The following is an 18,376-nucleotide window of genomic DNA, read 5'->3' on the forward strand; positions in this document are numbered from 1 at the left end:
TGGTGGAATTTCGTTATTATATTATTTTAACATCACGCCATAATGATATCAATTTAATATTTTTATGAATGCGATAAGAGTTCTTTAACGGAGCAACGCGGGCCTGCGAACAAGATTTGTACATTTATTTTTCATGAAGACGCATAATTATACAGAAGGATGTGGTCCATTTGATAAGAACAAGCAGCAAAATGCCGGGCCGGGCGGCAGCGATCGCGGCAGCGGCGCTATTGGCCGTTACGGTCGGCGCGGGGAGCGCGCTCGCGGCGGGACAGCCTTCCCTTGCATCGCAAGCGTCATTCGCGCCGCGGCCTTATGCGGCGGCAGCCGCGCCGAAAGCGGCCGCGGCGGGCGAACCGCTGCATATCGTCGCCGTAGGAGATTCGCTGACGGTCGGCTACGAGCTGGGCATGAACTTATCGTCGATTCCGTATGGCTACGTCGACCGCGTCTACGAACAAGCGCTGTATCACGGCCGGGCCGATCTGAAGAATTACGGCATCATCGCGCTCAAAACGCCGGGCCTCAGCAAGTTCCTGAAAGCGGCGGCGGACGGAGCGGGCATCACCGCCGAAGAGGTTCAGCCGAATTTGTCGACGTATCCGCTGGCGTCGGAAACGGTAGCCAAATCGGCCGCGTTGGCCGCGGATTTGAAAACGGCCGATCTCGTCACGCTGACGATCGGGGGGAACGATTTCACGCCGATCTTCGACGATATCAAAGGAGGGGGCTTGTCGGCCTCCGATCTGCAGGCGAAGCTGGACGCGATGCTGGAAACGTACGTGCCGGAGCTGGAAGCGTCCCTTCGGACGATCTTGAGCTTGAACCCGAAGGCAACGGTCGTCTTCGCGGATCAATACTTGCCGGCGCCGAAGCCTTCCGCGCTGAACAAAGCGGTCACGCAGGAGCAATACGATATTCTGACCGCGGCCGTCGCGAAGCTGAAAGGCATGGACGAGGCGCTGGCCGCCAAGCTTACGCAGGAAGGCTACGACGTGCGCACGGTCGACGTGTCGGAGCCGTTCGCGGGCAAAGAGCTGGCCTATACGTATATTCTGAAAGGCGACATCCATCCGAAGCAGTCCGGTTACGACGTGATGGGCCGCGCATTCGCGGAAGGCATCTGGGGGGATTACCGCGACCCCGACGCGCTGCCCGCGGGCACGCCGCTGCGCGTCGTCGTGAACGGAGCGAGCTTGAAGGGCGGCAACAAGCCCGTCTTGAAGAACAACACGACGTTCCTGCCGATGCGCGACGTCGCGACGGCGCTGCACGCGACGCTGAACTGGGACAACAAGACCCGTACGGCGACGATCGCCTCCGGCGGCAAGAAGGTCGCTTTCACGATCGGCGCGAACACGATGAAGGTCGACGGGCAAACCGTTCCGCTCGAAACGCCGGCTTATCTGCAGCAATCCGGCGCCAACGCGTACACGTACCTGCCGCTTGCGGCCTTGTCGCGCGGGCTCGGCTACCAGGTGGAATACCGGAAGCCGATTGCCACGGTGTTCATCAACTCGTAAACGGACGACATGTCCTTCACGATCAGTTCCTCCGTCATGAAAAAGGCGGGATCCTTCGGGCAGCTGCAAGCTGCGCCGGGGATCCCGCCTTTTCGCCGTGTTTATGGGGTGGAACGACCGAACTTCCGACTGATTCCGTCAGACCGCATGTTTCATTAAACCGAAAGCTCTGCCGACGGCGCCTGCCCCCGTTCCTTGCGGTGCATCAGGTGGAACACGACGAACGTGAGCGCCGCGAACAGCACGGCGACGACCGCCAGGAACGCGGCGCTGGCTCCGGTGTCCCGCAGCTCGTTGCCGGTCAGGATCTCGCGGAACGCGCGGATCGAGTACGTCATCGGCAGCCAATCGCCGATGCGCTGCAGCCATGCCGGCACAAGCTCGGCCGGATACGTGCCGGCGCTGCCGGTCAGCTGCAGGATGAGCAGCATGACGGACACGAACCGGCCGGGTTGATCCAGCAAGGTCACGAGGAATTGAATGATCATCATGAACGTGACGCTCGTCAGGATCGAGAACCCGACGAACGCGCCCAGATGATTGGCGTGCATGCCGATGCCGTACAGCAGGATCGCGTCGGCGATCAGCGCCTGCACGACGCCGACGCCGGCGAAGAGCAGCGCCTTGCTGACGAACCAGCTCCAGCCGGAGCGCGGCTTCGTGCCCGTCTCGCGCATCGGAACGACCATCGTCGAGAGCAGCGCGCCGACGAACAAGCCGAGCGACAACGCATACGGCGCGAAGCCCGTGCCGTAGTTCGGCACGTCGGTCAGTTTCTGCTCTTCGACATGTACGGGATTGGCGAACATGTCGTAGAGGGCGTCGGTTCCGGTGACGCCCGCGCTTTGGCTGGCGGCGTCGCCGAGCTTGCCCGACAGCTCGGTCGAGCCGCTGGCGAGCTGCGCCGCGCCGGTGGCCAGCGCGGCGGAGCCGTCCGCCAGCTTGCCGGTGCCATCGGCAAGCTGCGCCACGCCGCGGCCCGCGGCGGCCGCGCCGTCCGCCAGCTTCGCGGCGCCCGCCGCGGCGCTCTTGGCGCCGGCGGCCAGCTCGGTGCCGTTCTTGTCCGCGGCTGCGAGCTGCGCGTGCAGCGCGTCGATGCCCTGCAGCAGGGCGTCCTGCCCCTGCTGCAGCTGCGCGCCGCCGGCGGCCAGCTGCGCGCTGCCGCCGGAGAGCTCGGCCGCGCCCGCGGATACCGCGCGGGCCGCGCCGATCAGCCCCTGCAGCGCGCTGTCCTGCGCGGCATCGGGCTGCGCGGCGGCGTACGCGTCCAGCGCCGCCGACAGCTTCGCGGCCGCGCCGGCGAGATCGGCGCTGCCCTGCTTCGCCGAAGCAAGCCCTGCGGCCAGCTCCGCGCCGGCCGCAGCCGCTTGCTTCGCGCCGCCGCCGAGCTGTCCGCCGGCGGCCTCAAGCTTCCCGAGCCCGTCGGCCAGCTTCGCCGTGCCGTCGCTGACGGCGGCCGTGCCGGCCTGAAGCCGGTCCGCCCCGCTGTCCAGCGCTTCGACCCCGCCGGCCAGCTGCTGCGTGCCGCTGGCCAGCTTCGCCACGTTATCGCGGAGCTGCGCGGCGCCCTGCTCCGCGCTTTTCGCCCCGTCCTCCAGCTTGCCGGCGCCGGCGCTGGCCTGGGCAAAGCCGTCGGCGGCTTCGCCGATGCTGCCGAATACCGCTTTGGCGTAAGCCTTGGTCACCTGCTGCGAGATGTCGGTCTGCAGCTTCGCGATCGCGGACGAACCGATCTTCGAGGCCAGATAATTCTCGCTGTCGTTCGTCAGATAGCGGATCGCCGCCGGATGCGGCTCCTTATCGAGCAGCGTGGTCGCCTGCGACGAGAATTCGGAGGGGATTTCGATGACATAATAATAATCGCCGTTCTTCAAGCCGCGCTCGGCTTTCGCCTCGTCGACGAAGGCCCAATTGAACGTCTTGTTCGCCTGCAGCTCCTTGACCAAGTCCCGCCCGACGGTAAGCGGCGCGCCCTTGAACTCCGCCCCGGCGTCCGCGTTGACGACCGCGACCGGCATCCGGTCCAGCTTGCCGTAGGGATCCCAGAAAGCGCCGATCAGCATCCCGCTGTACATGATCGGGATGAACAAGATGCCGATGATCGGGATAAGCAGCTTGGGGTTGCGGAGAATCCGATTCATTTCCTTGCCGAATAACGATATACCCAACATGACTTGCGCCTCCAATGCGAAATTAAAGTATGATTCCAAAAAGAATGAACACTTGACCACTTCATACTTTCGGTCAATGAATGCCAAAAAAAGAAGCAGCAGCTGCCGCTTTTTTGAAATGCCGGGAAGCCGGCATTCGCCCGCAGAACGTTTCCGTCCATACGGTAATCGATCGACCTGCGTTAGACGAGCGGCGAGCACCGCGTCGGCGGCGGCCCTTGGCATTCCGCCCCCCGTTTGCCCGATGAAGCGAGACGAACGGAAACTTCAAGCCTTCGCCGCGAGCACCGCGCCTTCGGCCGGCGCTTATCTCACCGACATGCCGTCGCGCATCAGCTCGTTAAAATACCCGGCCACTTCCTTGCGCGTCAGCGGCTCTTGATGCTTGCTCCACTCGGAATTCAGCGCGACGTAAAGCTTCAGCATGACGAACGCGGTCAGCTTCGGATTGGAGGAGCGAATCTCGCCCTTCTCGACCGCCAGGACCACTTCCTGCTGAATGAAAGCCGTGATCGCCTGCTCCAGCTTGGCGATGCCGTCCTTCGCCATCGGCGTGCCGATATCCCGCACCTCTTGCGAAAGCTTCACCATCAGCTCGTGCTTGTCGCGAAAAAGCAGCAGCTCGTGAAGCACGGCCGACAAATTGTCGAAGAACGGCCGCTCGTGGTCGATCGTCCGTTCCGCCAGCTCGCGCAGCTCTTTGGTAAGCTGGCCGATGATTTCGCCGAACAGCTCTTCTTTCGTGGCGAAAAACGTGTAGATGGTACCTTTGCCGACTGCGGCGATTTTGGAAACCACCTCCATCGTCGTCGCTTTGTAACCGAACATGGAGAACGACTTCCCTGCCGCTTCCACGATTAGAGCCCGGCGGTCAACCGATTTCTTCGGCCCCGTCATCTGCCGCAGCCTCCTTCATGATCTTATCTGCCATTCAGCATACCACCAATTGACCGGATTTACAATATGGTCAATTGGTCAATAGATTAGATTTTGCAATTCCGCCGATTCTAAGCGCCGTATTCCTTTTCCAGCTGCCTCAGATTGTCCAATCCCCGCTCCGTCCAGCGCTTCAGCCGGTCGAGCGCTTCGATCTCCGCGGCCACCGCGCGAGCCAGCGATGCCTTGTATTCCGGCACCTCGCCGTGGAAGGGTTCGATGTCGCCGAACGGCACGTTCGTTTTCTCGGTATAGCTGAGCGCCCGGCGCTCGTGAAACATCGGCACGTCGGGATTGTAAGGATTGTGCAAATCGCCCTGGTCGGGATGCTTCAGCACGGCCAACACCTTTATAAGCGCCCGCATTCCATTAATTTCCATAACCTCGCCTGCATAACGGCCCGTTTTATTCGTGAACGCTACTATCGAGCCTGCCTCCGGCATGCGCTTCTCGTTCCCTTGCATCTTCAACCACTCCATTCTCCAGCATTTCCAAGCTTTTGTCCCGCCTGCGGAACCTTTGACGGCTTCTCCGAGTCCGAACCGCGGAAAGGCTTGCGCCCGCCCGGATATCGCCGGACATCCATATCTCAGGATAATTTATCCTCGCAATCATACGCAAGTCTCAATTCGAACCTTGTGCTTGCCGTCTGCCCGTCGTAATATGATAAAGAGAGTTATCATGAATGATCTGATCAGGTACGAGAAGCAGGTGAGATTATGCATAAAAAACGAGTGTTGCTGCTTTCCGAAGGTTTCGGCTCCGGACATACCCAGGCCGCTTACGCGCTGGCCGTCGGGCTGCGTTCGCTCGATCCTTCCATACAGACGCGCGTGATCGAACTGGGCAATTTTCTGAACCCGGTCATCGGTCCGCTTATCGTGTCCGCCTATCGCAGAACCGTTACGAAACAGCCGAAGCTGCTTGGCATGGTTTACCGCAGACAATACAAAAAGTCGCTGAACCGGTTCACGCAGCTTGCGCTTCATCGCTTATTTTATACCCATACGTCGCAGGTCATCTCGCAATTGAAGCCCGATCTGATCGTATGCACGCATCCCGTTCCGAATGCGGTCGTCTCCCGCTTGAAGCGGCTGGGCCTGAGCACCCCGCTCTACACGCTCATCACGGATTACGACGCGCACGGCACGTGGACAAGCTCCGAGGTCAACAAATACCTGGTCTCGACGGTCGAGGTCAAGAAAAAGCTGACCGACCGCGGCATCTCCGCGAGCCGCATCCAGGTGACGGGCATTCCCGTCCATCCGAACTTCTGGCAGACGCACGACAAATCCGAGCTGCAGGCGCAGTTCGATTTGAAACCGATTCCGACGGTGCTGATCATGGGCGGCGGCTGGGGCATCATGTACAGCGACGACCTGCTCAGCTACATGACGCGCTGGCGGGATCGCGTGCAGCTGATCTATTGCGTCGGCAACAACGAGAAGGTCCGCGAGCGGATGCTCGCCGACCCCGATTACCAGCACCCCAACATTAAAGTGCTCGGCTTCACGAAGGAAATCAACAAGCTGATGGACGTGTCCGACCTGCTCATTACGAAGCCGGGCGGCATGACCTGCACGGAAGGCCTCAGCAAAGGCATCCCGATGCTCTTCTACGAGCCGATCCCCGGCCAAGAGGAAGTCAACTGCGAATATTTCGTTGCCAGCGGATTCGGCGAGATGCTGGAATCGACCGGCACGATCGACAAATGGTTCGAGCAGATTCAAGAACCCTCGTCCGTGAAATACCGGAGCGACCTCATGCATAAACGCAATCAGCAATACAACCCCATGGAATGTTCCCGCGTCGTCCTGCAGCTTATGCAGTGACGGCTTTTTTTTGCTTTCCGAACGACAAAAAAGGAAGATCCGTTCGGATCTCCCCGTTCTGCCTTGCTCCGTTTAAAACTTCCCTACATATAATATAGCTAATACAGCCCTACAGCACGCTTCCGCCGAACAAGAAGCGGTAATCCCAATGGCCGGAGATGACGTTCGTGCGGACGCCGCCCGATTCCGTGGAATAGGTTTGGAGGATCTGGCCGTCGCCGAGGTAGATGCCGACATGCGTGATTCTCGCCGTCGCTTTGTTGATGCCGGCGTAATCGGACGCCTTCGTGCCGTGGTAATCCATGAAGAACATCAGGTCGCCGCGCTGCAGTTGATGCCAATCCGTCTTGACGTTGCCGCGATTGCGGACGTAATCGCCTTGCTGGCGCGAGTCCGACGGCAAAATCAGGCTTGCGCCCTCGCGGAACGCGGTGCGGACGAAGTCGGAGCAGTCGAAGGTCGTCGTGGTGTCGCGGTCGGAGCCGAACTCATACGGCGTTCCCCAGTATTTCATGCCCGCGGCGATGACGCGCTCGACCAGCGCGGCATGATCGCCGCTGCCGGGATTCGAGCCGCCGGGCGGGTTGCCGCCAGGCGCGGAGCCGCCGCCGTTGACCGTTATGTATTTGCTGTCGGTGCTGACATAGCCCGTCGTGCCGTCGTTTGCTTTAATCGCATACCAATAACTGTTCGGTTGACCCGTGATGGTCACCGTTTCGCCTTTGGAGAGGTAGCGGATTCTCGCGGCGTCGGTCGATGGGCCCGTCCGGAACGAGACGGAAGCGACGATCGTCGCGTTGCCCTGCGCGGAGCCGGAGCCGCCCGACGGATCGGAGCCGCCCGCGTTTGCCGAGATATACTGGCTGTCGGTGCTGACGTAGCCCTTGGTGCCGTCGGATGCCGTGATCGCATACCAATAGCTGTTCGGTTGACCCGTGATGGTCACCGTTTCGCCTTTGGACAGGTAACGGATTCTTGCGGCGTCGGTGGACGGGCCCGTCCGGAACGAGACGGAAGCCACGATCGTCGCGTTGCCGGAAGTGGCGCCTTCATTGCCGCCGCTTACGATTTCGACGTATTTGTCGTCCGTGGAGATGTAGCCGATCGCGCCGTTAACGTCCTGCACGCGATACCAATAGGAATTGACTTGCTCTAAAATGACAACCTGCTCGCCTTTTTTGAGATACCGGTTAACGGTGGACGATGTGGAAGGAAGACTGCGGAAGCTGACGCTGGATTGGATTTCCCCGACGGTCGTTGCCGCCGACGTTGCCGCGGAAGCCGCAGCCGGCAGCATTAATGAAGCGCCCAAGACAAAGGTCAATAGCGCTGCTGTACTCTTCTTGATGTTGATCTTCCTCTCTCGTTCTAAGTCGTGTGGAAAGCTCGCAACTGCTTGCTGTCTTCATTGTACGGAACCCTCCAAAAGGACCATATCGTCCGCCCGTCTCATTTGTCGAAATCCACCGTAGTCCAATCGGACCATGAATTGGTTGTGCTTCCATCAAAAAAGACGCCCCGTATTGGGACGCCGTCCGATGAAATGCACGTATTCGCTGGATGGATAAGCTCCACAAAATGTTAACATCAGGTCCTAAGACAGCATCTTAAGCCCTAAACGGCGCCTGGCCGAAATGTTGCATGTAAATAATGCCAAGTGCGCTTTCCCGCCTACTTTTGTTCATATTCCGGGAACAGGCCGTGCAACTGCTCCTCGTGCTGGCATTTCTTCATGATGTTCATCAGCGTGTCGTACCGGTTCGGGGAATCGATTACGGACTGGTAGTCCTTCTTGCCGATCGACGAGAAAATGGCCACATCGCCCGTATGGTAATACAGATACAAGGAAGATTCATCCTCATTGTACGAGCAGAACGCGATTTGCTTGGATTCCACGGGTACCAGCATGGTAAACGCCTCCCAATTAAGTATTCGCAAGCCCATTATTATATATATCCCAACATTACCCATTCAAGCACCAAAATGAATCAGCATTTGCCCCTGGTAAACGCTTGCGCGCGGAACAAAGCGAATATCGGCATTTATCGGCCATACAATGGAAGTACATCTCACATCGAAGGGATTTGTTCGCCATGGGAAGCAAAGTGCGAAAGGTCGTCATCGTCGGCGTCGGGTACGTAGGTTCCACTTGCGCGTATTCCCTGATCAATCAAGCGGTCTGCGACGAAATCATGCTCGTCGACCGCACGCCCGAGCGCGCTTACGCGCAGGCGCTCGATCTGTCGCATTGCATGGATTTCGTGCATGCGCGCACGAAAATCACCCCGGGCACCTTTGCCCAATGCGGCGATGCGGACGTCGTCGTGCTCTGCGTCGGCATCCGGCCGAAAAATATCCAGAGCCGGCTGGAGGTGCTGGAATCCGCCTACGAGATTCATGAACCCTTGGTCGGTCAAATCATGGCGAGCGGCTTCGCCGGCATCCTGCTCGTCGCCTCCAACCCGGTCGATATCGTCACCTACGCGGTCTGGCGCCTGTCGGGACTGCCCCGCAGCCAAGTGATCGGCTCCGGCACCTCGATCGACACCTCGCGGCTGAAGACGCTGCTCTCCTACTACCTTCCCGTCGATCCGCGCAGCGTGAGCGGCTACGTGCTCGGCGAGCACGGCGATTCCCAATTTCCCGTCTGGTCCCATGTCACGATCGGCGGAAAGCCGCTGCTCGACATTCTCGCGCAGCATCCCGCCCGCTTCGGCCATCTGAAGCTGGACGACATCGCCCGCCAGACGAAGGAAACGGGACTTGAAATCTATAAGGTGAAAGGCTCGACGTACTACGGCATCGGCAACGCGCTCGCGTATATCATCCGTTCCGTGCTGAACGACGATCATAAGATCATCGCCGTGTCCGCCATTCTCGACGGCGAGTACGGCTACGCGGATCTATGCCTCGGGGTGCCGGCCATCATCACCCGGTCCGGCATGCGGGAAATCGTGGAGCTGAACCTGTCGCCCTTCGAACAGGAGCAGCTTGCCCAGTCCGCCGCCGTTATCCGGCAGGCCATCGCGAGCCTGCCGCTTCCTCCCGCGTAAGGCTGTCGCCGGCTAACGCAAAAAAGCAATCCCGGCGCGCCATGCGGCCAAGATTGCTTCGTGCAGCGGAGAGAATCGATAAATGCGCTTGCTTGCATCAGTTATGCAATGCCGCAGCCCGCACGCCTCAATACGTGTGCTCGGCGGCCGTGCTGTTCAATCCCGATCCGCAGGATACGCAGAACTTCGCGTTCAGCTCGTTCTCCGTGTGGCATTGATTGCAGATCACGACGATCTCGCCGATCGTCGTCTCGACCTTGGGGTCTTCGGCCAGCGCGGCGCCGCAATCCGGACAGAAGCGGGCGTCGAGGGCGACGACCTTGCCGCAGGTACAGGTTTTCTCGTTGCGGGTCACCTTGATCCGCTCTTCGAGCACCTTGATTTCTCCGTGCAGCTCGTCGGCTTCGCGGCAGCAATCCAGCACCTCTTGCTCGGTGGAGGAGATGTCTCCCGCTTGATGGCCGCGGTAAACCGCCTCGCCGATCTGCAAGCAGAGCTTCTCGATGTCTTTCTCCTTGCCGGAGATTTGGGCTTTCAGCTTCGTGATTTCCACGGTCTGCTGCGCTTTCTTGGCCGCATCCGATGCTCCCTGCTTGACTTTATCGAAAAAGGACATAATAAATCGACTCCTTTATAAATTCGTCTAGCTTTGTCGCTTTCGCTTATTTTACCATATCCGGCCTGCCGAATCACGCAACTTTCTCCGGCGCGGCCTAGGTCATTCGAAGCGCATGCTCTCTATCTAGCGTATGAAGCGGCCGAAGGACCGAGAACAACAAAAAAGGCCGTACTCGCGGGGAGTACGGCCTCTTGCCGATGTTCGTGCCAGTCTTTATTCAGCCGGGTACATACGCTCGCGCAGCGCTTTGACTTCCGCGCTCTCGAGGTATTCGTCGTACGTCATGATCCGGTCGATGATGCCGCTCGGCGTGATCTCGATGATGCGGTTCGCGATCGTCTGCACGAACTGATGGTCATGCGACGTGAAGATCATCGTGCCGTCGAAATCGATCAATCCGTTGTTGAGCGCCGTGATGGACTCGAGATCCAAATGGTTCGTCGGTTCGTCGAGCAGCAGCACGTTGGAGCCGGAGAGCATCATCTTGGACAGCATGCAGCGCACTTTCTCGCCCCCGGAGAGGACGCTCGCCTTCTTCAGCGCTTCGTCGCCGGAGAAGAGCATCCGGCCGAGGAAGCCGCGGATGAAGCTTTCGTCCTGGTCCTTGGAATATTGGCGCAGCCAGTCGACCAGGTTCAGCTCCACGCCGTCGAAGTATTGCGAATTGTCTTTCGGGAAATACGCCTGCGTCGTCGTCACGCCCCATTGGTACGTGCCCGCGTCGGCTTCCAGCTCGCCCGTCAGCAATTGGAACAGGATCGTCTTCGGCAGCGTGTTCGGTCCGACGAGCGCGATTTTGTCGCCTTTGTTGATCGCGATCGTCAGGTTGTCGATGAGCTTCACGCCGTCGATCGACTTCGACAGGCCGTCCGTCAAGAGCAATTGCTTGCCCGCTTCGCGCTCCGGCTTGAAGTTGATGAACGGATATTTGCGGTTCGACGGACGAATGTCGTCGAGCGAGATTTTATCGAGCAGCTTCTTCCGGGAAGTCGCCTGCTTGGATTTGGATTTGTTGGCGCTGAAGCGCTGGATGAACGCCTGCAGCTCCTTGATCTTGTCTTCCTTCTTCTTGTTGGCGTCGCGCATGAGCGTAAGCGCCAATTGGCTGGATTCGTACCAGAAGTCGTAGTTGCCGACGTACATCTGGATCTTGCCGAAATCGATATCCGCGATATGCGTGCACACTTGGTTCAGGAAATGCCGGTCATGGGATACGACGATAACGGTGCCTTCGTAGCCGCCGAGGAAGTTCTCGAGCCATTCGATCGACTGCATGTCGAGATGGTTGGTAGGCTCATCGAGCAGCAGGATTTGCGGATTGCCGAAGAGCGCTTGCGCGAGCAATACGCGTACCTTCTCGTTGCCGGACAGCTCCGCCATCCGCTTGTCGTGCAGCTCCGGCGGAATGCCCAGGCCGTTCAGCATGCCGGCCGCTTCGGATTCGGCCTCCCAGCCGTTCATGTCGGCGAATTCCGCTTCCAGCTCGCCCGCGCGCATGCCGTCCTCGTCGGTGAATTCCGCTTTGGCGTAGATCGCGTCTTTCTCTTTCATGACTTCATAGAGCTTCTTATGGCCCATGATGACCGTCTCGAGCACGAGGAAATCGTCGTACTCGTAATGGTTCTGCTTCAGCACCGCGAGGCGCTCGCCCGGCGTGATATGCACTTCGCCGTTCGTCTGTTCCACTTCGCCGGACAAAATCTTCAGGAACGTCGACTTGCCCGCGCCGTTCGCGCCGATCAGGCCGTAGCAGTTGCCCGGGTTGAATTTAATATTAACATCTTCGAATAGCGCACGCTTGCCGTATCGAAGCGTGATGCCGCTTGTACTGATCATGTTCAGGTATCCCGTCCTTCGCTAAAAAATCTTAATCATCACTCCATTATAGCATAGAAGCGCCTATTAATGCTTGACTTCCTTGTTTAACCGCCACGTCTCTCCGTGGGGAAGCACGCGCACGGTCCCGGGCTTGAGGCGCAGGCGGCGGATTTCGGCTTCCAGCCGGTCTAGCGCCTCGCGCGGCGTATCGTCGGCGAGTTTGTAGGAGCCGTAATGCATCGGGACGAAATGCCGCGCGCCCGTGTCGCGAAACGCCTGAAGCGCTTCTTCCGGCGTGACGTGCTGCGGGCCCATGAACCATTCCGGATCGTACGCGCCGATCGGCATGAGCGCCACGTCGATATCCGCGAACCGTTGGCCGATTTGCTTGAACCCGTCGAAGTACCCGCTGTCGCCGGCGAAATAGATCGTCGGCTCGTTGCTGCGCTCCAGGACGAACCCGCCCCACCGGGAGGAATTCGTATCGGTGAGCGTCCGTCTCGACCAATGCTGCGCCGGCACGAACGTGAAGGTCACGCCGCGGATGACCGCCGACTGCCACCAGTCCAGCTCGATGACGGAGGAGAAGCCCTTGCGCCGCAGCTTGTCGGCGAGACCGATAGGCACGATAAGCATCTTGCTGCCCGTCAGTCTCTTCAGCGACGCGATATTCAAATGATCGTAATGCGAATGCGAGATCAGGATGACGTCGATCGGGGGGACGTCCGCGATCGCCAGCCCCGGCGGCACGAGGCGCGTATGGTGTGCCAGCTTTTCTGCCCAGATCGGATCGGTGACGATGTTGAGTCCGGCCAGCTGGACGAGGAACGTCGAGTGGCCGATCCAGGTCAGCGTCGGCTCGCCCGCGTTGCCTTGCAGGAAGGCCAGGTCGGGGGCGACGACCGGAACTTTATACGAATAGTCCTTCTGCTTCATTCGGCCGGAACGGTCCCTCCGCCACTGCCGGACTTCCCGGAACGTCTTGGGCACGGCGGCCGGATTCAAATTCGTGTAGCGCATCTCTCACATCTCCCGTTTCTATCGTCTGCTTTCTACCGTCTGCTTTCAACGACTGCTGTCGATCGACTCCCCGCGTCCTGTCGCGCTTCGCTGCCGCTTGAACTGCCTCGGGCGCGCGCCGGACCGCTCTCTTTATCTCAAAGATACCAAGGTTAATTCCATTAATCAAACCCCGAATCGGCGGAAACCGAGCGGTTCGGGTGAACGGAAAGCGAATCCTGCGCGCGCGGGGCGGCGAAAACGGGGCACGCCGGCGAAACTGAACGGATCGCGCCGCCGCCGGAAACCCTGCGGTTTGAGATTGGCGGGCCGGATGGTTTACACTGGTAACGTACGAATGATGGGGAACCGGAGGCGAAACGAAATGAAATTGATCGGCATTGAACCGACGCCAAGTCCAAATACGATGAAACTGAACGTTGACGATAAACTCGCGCCGGGGCAGCGCATCAGCTACGCGCCGGGCGATGCGGCCGGCGCGCCGGAGCCGCTGCGCGGCCTGCTGGCCATCGATGGCGTGCGGGGCTTGTTCCGCACGGCGGATTTCATCGCGCTCGACCGGAAGCCGGGGGCGGACTGGGAGCGCATCCTGACCGCGGCGCGGCAGCTGCTGCAGAGCGATGAAGCCGGCGCCGCCGGGGGCGAAGGCGGCGGGCCGGGGGCCGCCGAAGCCTTCGGCGAGGCGCACGCGTTCGTGCAGCTGTATCGGGGCATCCCGATGCAGGTGCGGGTGCGCACGCCGGGCGGCGAATCCCGCGCCGCGATGCCCGCGGCCTTCACGGAGGCGGTCACCCGCGCCGCCGCCGCTTCGATGATCCGCGAGCGGAAGCTGGAGGAGCTCGGCGTCCGCTACGGCGAGCCGGAGGAGATCGCGGCGGAGCTCGTGCGCGAGCTGGAAGCCGCCTACCCGCAGGAGCGGCTGGAGGCCCTCGTCGAGGCGGCGCTCGCGCTCGGCGCCGCCGGGGAAGGCGCCGCCGCGGCCGCGCCCGTCGTGCGGCCCGCGCCGCTGACCGCGGAGCAGCTCGCGGAGCGGATGGCGGACCCCGACTGGTCGGTCCGCTACGAAGCGCTCGACCGCACGGCGCCCGAGCCGGCGATGCTGCCGTCGCTCGCGAAAGCCATAACCGACGACAACGCCTCCATCCGGCGGCTGGCCGTCGTGTACCTCGGCGAGCTGCGCCTGCCGGAGACGATGCCGCTGCTGTTCGCCGCGCTCCGCGACGCGTCGGCATCCGTCCGCCGCACCGCCGGCGACACGCTGTCCGATCTCGGCGACCCTGCCGCGATCGGCCCGATGATCCAGGCGCTGGCGGACCGCAACAAGCTGGTCCGCTGGCGCGCGGCGCGCTTCCTCTACGAGGCCGGCGACGACACCGCCGTCGCGGCGCTCGAGCAAGCCGCGGCCGACCCGGAATACGAGGTCAGCCTGCAGGCGCGCATCGCGCTGGAGCGCATCCAGCGCGGCGAAGAAGCCGCCGGCTCCGTCTGGCAGCAGATGACCCGCAGCCGCGAAAGCGCGGAGTAACGTCCGCGGCGATAGCCTTGGTTGCCTGCGTAAAACCTCACGCCCGGCAAAAGAGCCATCGATACGCGCAATAACGGTATGCGCAACAATGTTTGCCGTTGATACGCATATACACCGTACGCACGGCGGATGGCCATCGTTACTCCTATTGGTTGCGTACTCGGCAGATTCGCCGACCGCGCCGATCGCAGGATCGGCTAAGCCCTTCCAACGAACAAGGCCTCCAATTCCGCATTTCGGCGGAAATGGAGGCCTTGTTCGTTTTCAACATCCTGATTCAAGCTGGCACATACGGGCAAAGGTATCCGGCGAAATGAGTCATAAAACGCTCTCGCGCCGACGCGATTTAGCCAACAAGGTCGAGACCCGGCGCGCGAACAAGAACTCGTTCGGCCCTGCCGCATCCGCTCTAAATCATCCAACGGCCGCGTTCAACGGACACGACGCCGCGATATCCGGTTGGGCGAATTCACGCGCGGTACCGTCCGGCAGCACGACAACGGCCGGGACGCCTGCCGGAACGCTCGCCCGCAGCTCGAAGCGGCCGTCCTTGATGTCCCAGCGCACGCGAACCTCGCCTTGACGCGTCGGAACGACGCCTTCCGCCCATTCCTGCCCCGCGGGCTTCGGAGCGATGCGGATCGCCGCGAAGCCCGGCTTCTCCGGCTGCACGCCGAGCGTCTCGGCCGGGTACTCGTACAGCGGCAGCGCGCTCCAGCCATGGCAGTCGCTGCGCTGCTGGACGGGATCCTCGACCCATGCGGTAAGGCCGAGCGCGATCTGATCTTTCCAAGGCTGCCACAATTCCGCCGTGCGGCCGTAAAGCCCGGTCATCGCCAGCGCCCGGAAGAGGAAATGGCTCATGGAAAAGGACGCGCGCGCCAGATCCGGGCGAGCCAGCATCCGTTCCATTAACCGCGTCGCTTCCGCGCCTTCCGCCGCCCCGGCCAGTACCGCCCAGATCTGCGCGTGCTGGCTGTACATCGGCACGGTCGGTCCGTCGCGGAACAGGCCGCTTTCCCGGTCATAGCAGGCGGCGCGAACCGCTTCGTTCACGGATCGCGCCCGCGCGCGGTATTCGGCCGCCGTATCCCGGCGGCCCGCCGCCTCGTTCAACTCTGCGCCTTGGTTCAGCGAGGCCGCATACATCAGGTTATACGCGGCGAGCGCGCCGGACGTTCTCGCCGGAGGCGCGCCCGCGGTCGATTGCCACGTATCCACCCAGTCGACGAAGGCCCAGTACGGCTCGGGAATATAACCGACGAGTCCGTCCTCCGTCAAACGCTCGAACCAGCCCAGCACCGCGTCGACGGTCGGCAAATACCGGCGCACCAGCGCACCGTCGCCGAAATGCGCGTAATGGTCGCGGACCATCTGCACCCAAAACAGCGCGAAGCCCGGGATGACCTGCCGCGATACGGACGGGTACCGGCTCTGCAGCATGCCGGACGGAAGCAAGGAGCTGTGAAAATCATGAATCGTCTTGCGTCCCAGACGGTCGTCCCCGCTGACCGAGTAAGCGAACAGCGCCTGCGATTTCGCGTCCATGATATACTGCATCTGCTCGTAGTAAGGCGTATCCTCGAACGTATCCTGCATGCAGTTTTGCAGCGTGTTCAGGCTGATGCGCCACATGGCCTCGGACTGCGGATCGGAGCTCCGCGCGGTGCCGGCCTCCTGCAGCGGATACCCGGTCGCGCGCCAGCTCAGCCGCGCCAGCGTGAGCGGCTCGTCGCCTGCCCGGATGTCGACCCGGACGAAACGAAACGCCCGGCGCCCCATCGGCTCGTAGGTTTCCGGAACCTCGGGGCTGCCCCACCCGGCCGGCGAATAACGGTCGGCGTTGCCGTGCAGCGCCTTGCCCTCCGGGTCGTCGCGGACGGCTTTCCGATTGCCCCCGTTATGCCGTTGCTCCCCGTACTCATAGGCCTCGGCGTACAGCAGCTCGACGCGGCCGCCGGTTCCGCCCCAAACCTGCAGCTGCGGATAGCCGGTCGTGAGCGCGCCGGCATCCAGCTCCAGCCAGGCGGATTCTCCCGCCTTCAGCTCAAGCGGAAACAAGCCTCCGACGTCATTCGGCTGCGCGTTCGCGTCGACATTCGCCGCCCCTTCAATGCCGAATGCGCGCATCACCCGGCTGAACTCCCGATCGGTCTCGCGCATCGGCGGGATCGGCCGCGGCTTCAGCTGCCACGGAAGCAGCTGGCCGTAGAGCCGGTCGAGCGGCTCCAGCGGCTTGGCGCAGACGGGCCACGCCGAGTCGTCATAATCCGCTTCGCGCCAGCCGGCCGGGACAAGGCTGCCTTGCACCTCCTCCGTCCCCCCGACGAACAGCGTATGCGTCTCTTTCTGGACGGCGACCGCCTCGCATGGAAGAAGCCGCCAAGAGCCGTCGGTGTCCAGCGCCTCCAGCACCGTGCCGTCCTTAGCCTTGCGCGCGCCCTGCAGCCAGAATCCGCCGGCATCCGAGCGCCATTCCGACAGCGGACCGCCGTCCGACGCGCCACCGGTCAGCAGGCTCGGGTAGTGCACGACCTCCGCCGCTATGACGTTCCGCCCTTTCCGGAGATAGGGCGCCAGATTCACCGTATCGTAGTAGTGGCTCCAATCGTCGCCTTTGCAAGGCCCGCGGAGCACGAAGTTCCCGTTCACGTACAGGCGGTATTTGCTGTCGGCCGTCACTTCGACCGTTAATTCTTCCGCTGCTTCCTTGCTGTCGAACGTCTTGCGAAACAGCGTTCTGCGCTGTGTGCGTTCCGCGCCGCCGCGATGATCCGGCCAGATCCAACAGGCCGTCCAAACATGCCGATGTTCCATCCTGCACTTCCCTCCGCACGAGTATATGAAAACGCTTGACATTCTCATTATAGGGAGATAAAACGAGTAGAAGAGGGGTTATCGACTCATAATCGGGGTGAATCGGATCCCGTTGCCGGAGGTGGTCGCATGAAAGCGGAAAGACGGTTCACGCACGCGCAGCTCATCCATCCGGACGAGCGAATCCGCATCCATCTGCTGAATAACGAAATCTACCGCACCGTCGGAACGCACGGGCATGATTTCGTGGAGCTGCTCTATATCCGTTCCGGCAAGGCGGTGCACCGGCTGAACGACAAGTCCTTTCTCGCCGGCGCCGGGGACGCGTTCGTCATCCAGGCCGGGGATACGCATTCGTTCGAGCCGATCACGCCGTTTTTCGAATGGATCGACTGCATGTTCGTGCCCGAATTCATCGACTTCGACGTGCGTTCCCTGCTCTCCGACCGGAAATATTTCGCGAGCGACGGGATGGAGATCGACTACCTCATGGGAGCCATGCTGCGGGAATACGGGGAGAAGAAGCCGGCCTACCTGACCAAGCTGAGGGGATACCTGCTCGCGCTCCTCGCGGAATTGGGCCGCCAAGGGGAACAGCGCGATGAGCGCCCTTACGGCAGCCGAAAAAAAACGCGGCTCCTGCAGGAGGCCGTCGAATACGTCCACCTGCACTACCGCGATAAAATCAATCTGGACGACGCGGCCGCGAAGCTCGGCATCAGTCGCAGCACGCTGAACCGCCTGTTCCGGAGCCGCGCGAACGACAGCTTCGCAGGCTTCGTCAACGCGTACCGGCTGGAGCGAAGCAGCCTTCTGCTCCGATCCGGCGAGCTGCCGATCCGGGATGCCGCGCTGGAATGCGGCTTCGCCGACGGCAAGCATTTCCGCACGCTGTTCCGGCGCCGGTTCGGCATGACGCCGGGCGAGTTCCGGAAGGCCGCTGCCGCCGGCGCAGCGGAGCAGCACGGCGAACCAGAGCAGCCGGAATGATCCCCGGTTCGCGCGACAGCCGTAATGAATCGCCGGTAGACTGCCTGCGCCACTCGCCTATCCGCGCGGTTT

Annotated in this window: 14 protein-coding genes; 5 read left to right on the top strand and 9 right to left on the bottom strand. The window is 61.4% G+C overall.

Annotation, left to right across the window (positions count from 1 at the left end; translation table 11 throughout):
- Nucleotides 1-170 precede the first annotated feature (170 nt).
- Entirely contained in the window at nt 171-1,523 is a 1,353-nt protein-coding gene (locus GT019_RS07035) for a stalk domain-containing protein (RefSeq protein WP_161742296.1), read from the top strand.
- 155 nt (nt 1,524-1,678) lie between these two features.
- Here GT019_RS07035 and GT019_RS07040 read toward each other — a convergent pair whose 3' ends face one another.
- From GT019_RS07040 to GT019_RS07050, 3 genes are all read right to left on the bottom strand, one after another.
- Entirely contained in the window at nt 1,679-3,694 is a 2,016-nt protein-coding gene (locus GT019_RS07040) for a YhgE/Pip domain-containing protein (RefSeq protein ID WP_161742298.1), read from the bottom strand.
- Between the two features lie 306 nt (nt 3,695-4,000).
- Nucleotides 4,001-4,591 carry a TetR/AcrR family transcriptional regulator gene (locus GT019_RS07045; RefSeq protein ID WP_161742300.1) on the bottom strand — a complete coding sequence of 197 codons (591 nt, stop codon included), beginning with the start codon at nt 4,589-4,591 and terminating at the stop codon, nt 4,001-4,003.
- A gap of 110 nt (nt 4,592-4,701) precedes the next feature.
- Nucleotides 4,702-5,094 carry a kinase-associated lipoprotein B gene (locus GT019_RS07050; protein ID WP_161742779.1) on the bottom strand — a complete coding sequence of 131 codons (393 nt, stop codon included), beginning with the start codon at nt 5,092-5,094 and terminating at the stop codon, nt 4,702-4,704.
- 255 nt (nt 5,095-5,349) lie between these two features.
- Between GT019_RS07050 and GT019_RS07055 the strand changes: the two genes are divergently transcribed.
- Nucleotides 5,350-6,462 carry an MGDG synthase family glycosyltransferase gene (locus GT019_RS07055; RefSeq protein ID WP_161742302.1) on the top strand — a complete coding sequence of 371 codons (1,113 nt, stop codon included), beginning with the start codon at nt 5,350-5,352 and terminating at the stop codon, nt 6,460-6,462.
- Nucleotides 6,463-6,571: 109 nt separating this feature from the next.
- Here GT019_RS07055 and GT019_RS07060 read toward each other — a convergent pair whose 3' ends face one another.
- Both GT019_RS07060 and GT019_RS07065 read right to left on the bottom strand, forming a co-directional pair.
- A complete protein-coding gene (locus GT019_RS07060; protein WP_161742304.1) occupies nt 6,572-7,786 on the bottom strand; it encodes a C40 family peptidase in 1,215 nt (404 codons plus the stop codon).
- 347 nt (nt 7,787-8,133) lie between these two features.
- Nucleotides 8,134-8,370, bottom strand: a complete 237-nt coding sequence (locus GT019_RS07065; RefSeq protein WP_161742305.1) for a hypothetical protein — start codon at nt 8,368-8,370, stop codon at nt 8,134-8,136.
- A gap of 185 nt (nt 8,371-8,555) precedes the next feature.
- Between GT019_RS07065 and GT019_RS07070 the strand changes: the two genes are divergently transcribed.
- Entirely contained in the window at nt 8,556-9,515 is a 960-nt protein-coding gene (locus GT019_RS07070) for an L-lactate dehydrogenase (protein ID WP_161742307.1), read from the top strand.
- 127 nt (nt 9,516-9,642) lie between these two features.
- Here GT019_RS07070 and GT019_RS07075 read toward each other — a convergent pair whose 3' ends face one another.
- The 3 genes from GT019_RS07075 to GT019_RS07085 form a co-directional block, all read right to left on the bottom strand.
- On the bottom strand, nt 9,643-10,131 hold the full coding sequence (locus GT019_RS07075; RefSeq protein WP_161742310.1) for a zinc ribbon domain-containing protein: 489 nt from the start codon (nt 10,129-10,131) through the stop codon (nt 9,643-9,645).
- Nucleotides 10,132-10,347: 216 nt separating this feature from the next.
- Nucleotides 10,348-11,970 (bottom strand): ABC-F family ATP-binding cassette domain-containing protein, encoded by a 1,623-nt coding sequence (locus GT019_RS07080; protein ID WP_161742312.1) that lies wholly within the window; start codon nt 11,968-11,970, stop codon nt 10,348-10,350.
- A 66-nt stretch (nt 11,971-12,036) separates the two neighbouring features.
- On the bottom strand, nt 12,037-12,972 hold the full coding sequence (locus tag GT019_RS07085) for an MBL fold metallo-hydrolase (protein WP_161742314.1): 936 nt from the start codon (nt 12,970-12,972) through the stop codon (nt 12,037-12,039).
- A gap of 364 nt (nt 12,973-13,336) precedes the next feature.
- Between GT019_RS07085 and GT019_RS07090 the strand changes: the two genes are divergently transcribed.
- Complete coding sequence (locus GT019_RS07090) at nt 13,337-14,497, top strand: conserved virulence factor C family protein (protein WP_161742780.1); 1,161 nt, start codon at nt 13,337-13,339, stop codon at nt 14,495-14,497.
- 414 nt (nt 14,498-14,911) lie between these two features.
- Here GT019_RS07090 and GT019_RS07095 read toward each other — a convergent pair whose 3' ends face one another.
- Nucleotides 14,912-17,314, bottom strand: a complete 2,403-nt coding sequence (locus GT019_RS07095) for an alpha-L-rhamnosidase-related protein (protein WP_161742316.1) — start codon at nt 17,312-17,314, stop codon at nt 14,912-14,914.
- Between the two features lie 129 nt (nt 17,315-17,443).
- Between GT019_RS07095 and GT019_RS07100 the strand changes: the two genes are divergently transcribed.
- Nucleotides 17,444-18,304 carry an AraC family transcriptional regulator gene (locus tag GT019_RS07100; RefSeq protein WP_161742318.1) on the top strand — a complete coding sequence of 287 codons (861 nt, stop codon included), beginning with the start codon at nt 17,444-17,446 and terminating at the stop codon, nt 18,302-18,304.
- Nucleotides 18,305-18,376 lie beyond the last annotated feature (72 nt).

The sequence above is a fragment of the Paenibacillus glycinis genome, from assembly GCF_009909185.1.
Lineage (GTDB): Bacteria > Bacillota > Bacilli > Paenibacillales > Paenibacillaceae > Paenibacillus_Z > Paenibacillus_Z glycinis.